We start from the raw sequence: 6748 nt of genomic DNA on the forward strand, positions 1-6748 counted from the left end.
CTGCAGGTCGGTCGGAACGGTCATGACACGGGGGAAGTTCGTCGATGACGGCGTGGGACATCAAACCGCAAGGTGTACAGGGCCAGTTGAAAACGGTCGGCACGAACGCCGGTGAGCTGGAGAAGGCGTTGAACGACCTGCTCACGGCGATGTCGGAGGCGGCCCAGGCCGCGGGGACGGCCGTGCCGGGCTCGGCGTCGGGGATGACGCCGCAGGGCCCCTTGGCCCCCGGTGCGACGCCGAATCGCGGCGTGCCCTATCTGGCGCCGCAGAAGGCGATGGGTCCGGTCGCGGCCGCGCTGGGTGAGTATCTGACGACCCGCAAGCCGGAGTTCAAGTCGATGGCGGAGCGGATCGAGGCGTGCATCCTCGGTGCGGTGAAGGCGACGAACGAGTACCTGGAAGGCGACCTCGACCAGGCCAAGGCGGCGCAGGACGCGGCCAAGTCGGTCAATCTAGAAGTGCTGCGTGAGAAGCCGGGGGGCAAGAAGTGAGTGGGGACGCGCCGGTCGATCCGGCCGAGGTGCCGGTCTTCACCGGGAATCTGGCGACGCTGGACGAGAAGGTCAAGCTGATCTCGTCGGGCGGTGCGGTGGTCGCGACGAAGACCTCGGACGTCCACACCAGCTTCGGCGGGGTCCGGGCCTTCTACCAGGCCCCCGAGGCCGACCAGCTGTTCGCGACGACCAAGCCGGTCTCCGACCTCGGCCTCAAACTCAGCTCCGACATGTGCACGATCGCCGGCGCGCTCGGTACGTACTCCCGTGATGCCGCACCCGTCATCAAGAAGCTCGAAGCCCTGAAGGCCGAAGCGGCGTCGTTCCGTGAGAAGACCGACAAGGACGACAAGTGGCGTGAGGACGGCGATCTGATCGACGAGAACCTCGAGCGCCGCAACAAGATCGCCGAGGTGTGGGCCGAGTTCCAGGACGTGGAGAAGGCCTGCCACGCCAAGATCGTCGCCCTGGTCGGCGGCAAGCCCCTGAAGACGGACGACGGTTCGCACGGCGAGGGCATGTACGGCTACGACGCCGAGGTGCTCAAGCAGTCCAAGTCCCTGCCGTGGGGCGACGCGGTGGAGGAGTCCATACCGGGCTGGCAGATCTGGGAGCACGGCTGGGAGTTCACCAAGGGCTTCTTCGTCGACGGCGTGTGGGGCACCCTCAAGGGTCTGGGCGGCCTCGTCGGCCTCCAGGGCTGGGACACCTTCAAGCAGTCCTGGACGGGCCTGGCGAAGCTGGGCACCGGCCTCGCCATCATGTCGATCCCCGGCGCCGGCGCCGTCTTCCTTTCCGCCCCCGACGACAAGCTGCCCTCCTGGCTCCGCGAGTCGCGCACCGCGATGAAGGAGACCGGCAAGGCCCTGCTCGCCTGGGACCAGTGGGGCTCCAACCCGGGCCGCGCGGCGGGCGCGGTCACCTTCAACGTGATCACCACCATCGCCACGGGCGGTACCGGCGGTGCGGTCTCCGGCGCCGGCAAGGCCGGTGCAGTAGCGAAGGCGCTGTCGCTGGCCGGCAAGACCGGCCGGGTCGTGGACCCGATGACGTACATCATGAAGGGCGCGGGCGCGGGCATCACGAAGGCGGGCGATGTGATGGCCGGCCTGAAGGGCCTCGGCAACATCGAGGTCCCGAAGATCGACACGGACGGGGCCTTCGCCCTGCCGGAGGGCTCCCTCAAACTCCCCGACGGCTCGATCCAGCTCCCCAAGGGCGCGGCGATCCCGGACGGGGCGGTCAAGCTCCCCGACGGCAACATCAAGCTCCCCGAGGGCACCGCCACCCTGCCGCCGGGCACGGTCAAGCTGCCGTTCGACGACAGCGCGGCGAAGTACGTAGACGGCGACGGCAACCTGTACAAGGAGGACGGCAGCGTCCTCCAGCGCGGTGACGAGTCGCCGGTCGAGCAGCCGGGCAAGCCCCCGGCAAAGCCGGACACGGACGCTCCGCTCCATGCCACCCCGGGCGGTAACCCCGCGAAGCCGGACACGGACGCGCCCCTGCACGCCACGCCGGAGAAGGCCGAGAGGCCCCCGGGCGGTAACCCCGCGAAGCCGGACACGGACGCCCCCCTGCACGCCACCCCGGGCAAGACCGAGCCGCCGATCAAGGTCGAGGCACCCATCAAAGTCGAGGTCCCCGAGCGCGTCCTGGCGGGCGTCGGCGGCCGCGCGGACGCGGGCGTCCACCTCGGCTCCGAGGTGTCCACCCCGCTCCACCAGGCGGACCATGTCCCGGGGCCCCATGCGGACATCACTCCTGGCGGTATGGCCGACAACGGCATCCACAACAGCCACACCCACCCCGCCCCGACGAGTGGCGCAAGCCACGCCGCGGACACCACGCCGACCGGCGCCGCCACCCACACGGACACCCCGTCCACGGGCGTGGGCCACGGTGACGGCCCCTCCACTGGTGGCGGCCACGGCGGCGATGGAGGTACGGGCGACGGCGCGGGCGGACCTGGGGCGGGTGCGACAGACGGGGGCGAGCCGAACCGACTCGGGGCGGCGACGGACGACAGCATCGATCTCGACCAGCTGGGCATGCCGGTCGTCTGGCGTACCGACGACGCTCCCTTGTACAGGAGCGACAACAGGAAGCCTGAGGACATCTTCGAGAGCGGCTTCGAGCCCTTGGATCCCTCACGGGTCGACCTTCGTCACTATGTCGAGGAGAGTGACGAATCGGCGTTCATCAGCACCTCGTACCGTGATGACATCGGTGAGGACTTCGGCGGAAAGTACACTTACGAGCTCGATCTGCCAGGTGGCATCGATGTGAACACCTCCATGGGGCCTCACCCCCTCGACTACGAGATGGAGATCGCCTTCCCCGGAGGAATCCGACCCGAATACATCAAGGGCGCCCGACCCTACAACTACGCGACGGGTGAACTCGGTGACCTGATTCCCAACCCGAACTACCGCCCCGGGGGTGAACGTGTCCGGTGAGATGGAAGTGCTGCATGACTCGGAGGTCGCTCTCGTCTCCGAAGGCGGGTCCGCGCCGGGAAGGCTGGTAGCGGAATTCTCGGACACCGAATACACGGTCCGGATCTCCTACTCCGGCAAGGTAGTGGAGGCCACTGCGTGGAATCTCTTCGAGGCTCTGGCGGATGTCCGCCGGGAGCTTGAGCGGGAAGGGTTGAAGCCCGCGGTCGAGGGTGCCTGCCGTGATGTGTATCCCAGTAGGATGGCACTGGAAATGGGAGGCGGCAGGAAGGCCTACCGCTGGCCTCTGGCGGACCGGCCGGTCACCGTCGGGATCTTCGACGCAGTGCCGGACGACGAGTGTGGTCGTCTCGCCTACGTGGGTGAACAGAGGGACTTCGTTCGCAGACTCGGAAGCAAGGGACATGAGTGAATCACTGACTCCGGACCCGGCCCGCTGGATCACGGAATCCATGCGTGCAGAGGCGGCTAAGAACCCCGGCTCATGGGTCTATGCGATCGACCCGTTCGTCGACCCGGACGGCCGGGTCCCCCCTTACGCCATCATGGGTGCCTGGAAAGTCGACGACGACGGTGTGATCACCGATGAGTTCAAGGGCAACGCGAAATATCGCCCTTCGCCGCGCACCATGGGAATGCCCGAGCCGACCGACGCGGTGGACGCGGCCATTCAACTCGCCGTCACCGGGTACGGGCCCGAGGCCGCCATCTGCCAGGCACTCGCGAAATCCAGTCTCTACTTGGTCCCCGAAGCGACCGTCGGCCTCGGGGAGGACCGTGCGGCGGCAGGCGGCCACAGGGTCGTGGAAGCCTTCACCGACGTGAGCCACGCCCCGGGCACGGCTCCTGATCTGCGGAAGATGGACGCTCTGCGACTCGCAGCCAGCCTGCCGGTCGACGCCCACCTGAAGCTGAACCCCGGAGGCACCGTCTCCGTGCACGTTCCTGTCGCCGATCTGCTGAGCTGACCTGATACCGCGTTGCCGACGGCGGGGGCCGCGGTCCGGAGCGCCGCACCTCCGCCGTACCGGCCGGAAGGGGGTGCCGGACCAGCCGGTGAGGAGCAGCCGCGGCTGGCGGAGTTCCGTGAGCGGCGCCCTGACGCCCTCCCGGCCCTGCCCGACCGAACGCGCCGCGCGGTAGCGTGGTGATCATGGGGGACTGGGACATCAGGCCGGCCTCGGGGTCGGACGTCGAGGCCGTGGCCGAGTTGCGTGCGGTGGTGCTGCGGGCGGATCTGGAACGGCTCGGCCGGTACGACGCGCAGCGGGTGCGCCAGCGGCTGCGGGACGGGTTCGACCCGGCGCACACCTGGGTGATCGAGGTGGGCGGTGCCTTCGCCGGCTGCGTGGCGCTGCGACCGGCCGAAGGCGCGCACTGGCTGGAGCACTTCTACCTGGCCCAGTCCTTGCAGGGCAGCGGCATCGGGTCGGCGGTGCTGCGGCGGCTGCTGGAGCGGTGCGACCGCCGCGGGGTCCTCGTCCGGCTGAACGTGCTCCAGGGGAGCGCGGCCCGACGGCTGTACGAGCGGCACGGCTTCTCGGTGGAAGCCGAGGACGCGGTGGACGTGTTCATGGTGCGGAAGGCGGGCTGAGGCTCAGGAGGCGTTCCGCCACCTCGCGGGCCCGGTGGGCCGGGGCCGGGCCCGGGTCCAGGGCGGCGGTCACCGTCGCGCCCTCGACCAGGAGGAGGAGTTGGTCCGCCAGGGCTTCCTCGTCCGGGCCGGCCAGGCCGGCCAGGAGGGAGCGCAGCCGCGCCTTGTGCCGGCGTACGACGTCCAGGACGGCCGCCGGGCCGCCCGCGCCCAGCTCCCCGTAGGCGTTCAGGAACGCGCAGCCCCGGAAGTCCGGCTCGCAGAACCAGGCCGCCAGCCAGTCGAAGACCGCGAGGACCGGTGCCGTGGAGCGCGCCGGGTTCGCCGAAACCTTGGGGTTCCCGGTCTCCGCCGCGGCCGACACCGCCTGGTGCAGGCTCCTCATCCAGCGTTCGTCGCGGCGGTCCAGATACGCCGTGACCAGGGAGTCCTTCGCCGGGTACAGCCGGTAGAGCCGTTTGAGGGGGACGCCCGACTCCGCGCGGATGCGGTCCATGCCGACCGCCTGGATGCCGTCGGCGTAGAACAGCGCCTCTGCCGCGTCCAGGAGTCGGGTGCGGGCCTCTTCGTCGTCCATGGGGGGAAGGGTAGTCCAGTTCCGATTGTCTGGAGAACGAGCGTTCTCTATCGTGAGAACGAACGTTCTCCCCTGTTGAGCACGAGAGGGACCGCCATGACCGCAGCCGCCGTACGCCCGCCCCTGCCGCCCTTCACCGAGGAGTCCGCCCGCGCCAAGGTCCAGGCCGCCGAGGACGCCTGGAACAGTCGGGACCCCGAGCGCGTCGCGCTCGCCTACACCGAGGACTCGGTCTGGAGGAACCGCGACCGGTTCCTCACCGGGCGCGCCGAGATCCGGGAGTTCCTCGCCGAGAAGTGGCAGCGCGAGCTGGACTACCGGCTCCGCAAGGAGCTCTGGGCGTACACCGGCAACCGCATCTCCGTCCGCTTCGAGTACGAGTGGCACGACGTCGACGGACAGTGGTGGCGCAGCCACGGCAACGAGCAGTGGGAGTTCGACCTCGACGGGCTGATGCGGCGGCGCGAGGCCAGCATCAACGACGTCCCCATCGCGGCCGGGGACCGACGGCTCGTCTGATCGGCCGCGCCACAGGCCGGTTGGGGGGCGGGCGCGCGTCGGTCGTGACCGGTGACCGGTGGCCGGTGACCGGTGACCGGCTGCCAGTTGCCTGCGGGCGACAGCCAGTGTTGCTGGGTGACCGGTAACCGGCTGCCAGTTGCCTGCGACCGACGGCCAGTTGCTGGGTGGCCGGTGGGCGCCTGCCGGTTGCCGGTGGCCCGCGCGACCGCACGGCCGGCGGACCCCCCCCTTCGTCCGGCCGGCACTCCCTCGCTACGCCGCCTGGTGGGCCTGCGTGATCAGGTCCGTCGCGACCTCCAGGGCCGCCAGGCGGGTCTCCTCCGGGTCGCCCTCCACGTGCTGGAGGTACATCAGCCCCGCGTGGAGGGTGAACAGCGCGCTCACGCACCGCACCTGGTCGGTCAGCGGGCCGTCCTTGGTGCGCAGCAGCTCCACCAGCTGGAACATCCAGTTCTTCATGGTCTCGCCGATGCTGAGGTCGCGCATCGTGGCCTGGTTCTCCTGCATGAAGCGGAACAGCGAGGCCCCGGCCCCCATCGACTCGCTGTAGCGGCGCAGTACTTCCCGCTTGGTCTCCAGGGTCGGCGGCTGCTCCTGGGCCCAGACGATCAGTTCGTCGATCGGCCGCGTCAGGTCCGCGAAGACGCTGACGATGATGTCCTCCTTGGTCTTGAAGTGGTAGTACAGCGCCGCCTTCGTGACCTCCAGCCGCTCCGCGATCTCGCGCAGCGAGGTCTTCTCGTAGCCCTGCTCGACGAACAGCTCCAGCGCCACGTCCTGGATGCGCTGACGCGTATCCCCGCGCCGCCTCTGCGTAGTGCTGCTGGACATGGAATCTCCTCGGCTTGCGAACTTACTTGACGCCCGGCTAGTTACGGGTCTACCTTAATGACGAACTAGCCGGGCGGCAAGTAAGTGCCTACCGGCGAGCTGTGCATGGGGAAGGTCAGGGGAGGGGACATGGTGGACACTGCCAATTCTGCCGGGACTTCTGAGGAGGCGAAGCCGCGCAATGTGCGGCTCGTTCTGACGGCGGTCATGATCGCGATGCTGTTGGCCTCGCTGGACACCATGATCACGAGTACGGCGATTCCGACGA

At 69.2% G+C, this 6748-nt stretch carries 8 protein-coding genes; 6 read left to right on the forward strand and 2 right to left on the reverse strand.

Translation table 11 applies throughout. From position 1 onward, the window contains the following. Positions 1-44 precede the first annotated feature (44 nt). The 5 genes from AB0D66_RS31220 to AB0D66_RS31240 all read left to right on the forward strand — a co-directional run bounded on the left by AB0D66_RS31220 (position 45) and on the right by AB0D66_RS31240 (position 4550). Entirely contained in the window at positions 45-494 is a 450-nt protein-coding gene (locus AB0D66_RS31220) for a DUF6507 family protein (RefSeq protein ID WP_362307486.1), read from the forward strand. Then, the gene (locus tag AB0D66_RS31225) at positions 491-2956 is read left to right on the forward strand and encodes a hypothetical protein (protein WP_362310577.1); all 2466 of its coding nucleotides are present in this window, start codon (positions 491-493) and stop codon (positions 2954-2956) included. Before AB0D66_RS31220 ends, AB0D66_RS31225 begins: the two co-directional genes overlap by 4 nt. Continuing rightward, on the forward strand, positions 2946-3368 hold the full coding sequence (locus tag AB0D66_RS31230; RefSeq protein ID WP_362310578.1) for a hypothetical protein: 423 nt from the start codon (positions 2946-2948) through the stop codon (positions 3366-3368). Before AB0D66_RS31225 ends, AB0D66_RS31230 begins: the two co-directional genes overlap by 11 nt. Next, positions 3361-3924, forward strand: a complete 564-nt coding sequence (locus AB0D66_RS31235; RefSeq protein WP_362310579.1) for a type VII secretion system-associated protein — start codon at positions 3361-3363, stop codon at positions 3922-3924. The genes AB0D66_RS31230 and AB0D66_RS31235 overlap by 8 nt, the downstream gene beginning before the upstream one ends. 185 nt (positions 3925-4109) lie before the next feature. Next, positions 4110-4550 (forward strand): GNAT family N-acetyltransferase, encoded by a 441-nt coding sequence (locus tag AB0D66_RS31240; RefSeq protein WP_362310580.1) that lies wholly within the window; start codon positions 4110-4112, stop codon positions 4548-4550. On the opposite strand, the gene AB0D66_RS31245 is transcribed toward AB0D66_RS31240, so the two are convergent. Beyond that, positions 4528-5127 carry a TetR/AcrR family transcriptional regulator gene (locus AB0D66_RS31245; RefSeq protein WP_362310581.1) on the reverse strand — a complete coding sequence of 200 codons (600 nt, stop codon included), beginning with the start codon at positions 5125-5127 and terminating at the stop codon, positions 4528-4530. The genes AB0D66_RS31240 and AB0D66_RS31245 overlap by 23 nt on opposite strands. A 96-nt stretch (positions 5128-5223) precedes the next feature. Here AB0D66_RS31245 and AB0D66_RS31250 point away from each other — a divergent pair, with 96 nt between their 5' ends. After that, entirely contained in the window at positions 5224-5646 is a 423-nt protein-coding gene (locus tag AB0D66_RS31250; protein ID WP_362310582.1) for a nuclear transport factor 2 family protein, read from the forward strand. A 255-nt stretch (positions 5647-5901) separates the two neighbouring features. On the opposite strand, the gene AB0D66_RS31255 is transcribed toward AB0D66_RS31250, so the two are convergent. Next, positions 5902-6480 (reverse strand): TetR/AcrR family transcriptional regulator, encoded by a 579-nt coding sequence (locus AB0D66_RS31255; protein WP_362310583.1) that lies wholly within the window; start codon positions 6478-6480, stop codon positions 5902-5904. Between the last annotated feature and the right edge of the window lie 268 nt (positions 6481-6748).

The organism is Streptomyces sp. NPDC048270 (assembly GCF_040652335.1).
Lineage (GTDB): Bacteria > Actinomycetota > Actinomycetes > Streptomycetales > Streptomycetaceae > Streptomyces.

Excerpts from the sequence above, each read along its gene's own strand:
- AB0D66_RS31220 (WP_362307486.1), top strand. The coding sequence starts at position 45 with ATGACGGCGTGGGACATCAAACCGCAAGGTGTACAGGGCCAGTTGAAA.
- AB0D66_RS31235 (WP_362310579.1), top strand. The coding sequence starts at position 3,361 with ATGAGTGAATCACTGACTCCGGACCCGGCCCGCTGGATCACGGAATCC.
- AB0D66_RS31240 (WP_362310580.1), top strand. The coding sequence starts at position 4,110 with ATGGGGGACTGGGACATCAGGCCGGCCTCGGGGTCGGACGTCGAGGCC.
- AB0D66_RS31245 (WP_362310581.1), bottom strand. The coding sequence starts at position 5,127 with ATGGACGACGAAGAGGCCCGCACCCGACTCCTGGACGCGGCAGAGGCG.
- AB0D66_RS31250 (WP_362310582.1), top strand. The coding sequence starts at position 5,224 with ATGACCGCAGCCGCCGTACGCCCGCCCCTGCCGCCCTTCACCGAGGAG.
- AB0D66_RS31255 (WP_362310583.1), bottom strand. The coding sequence starts at position 6,480 with ATGTCCAGCAGCACTACGCAGAGGCGGCGCGGGGATACGCGTCAGCGC.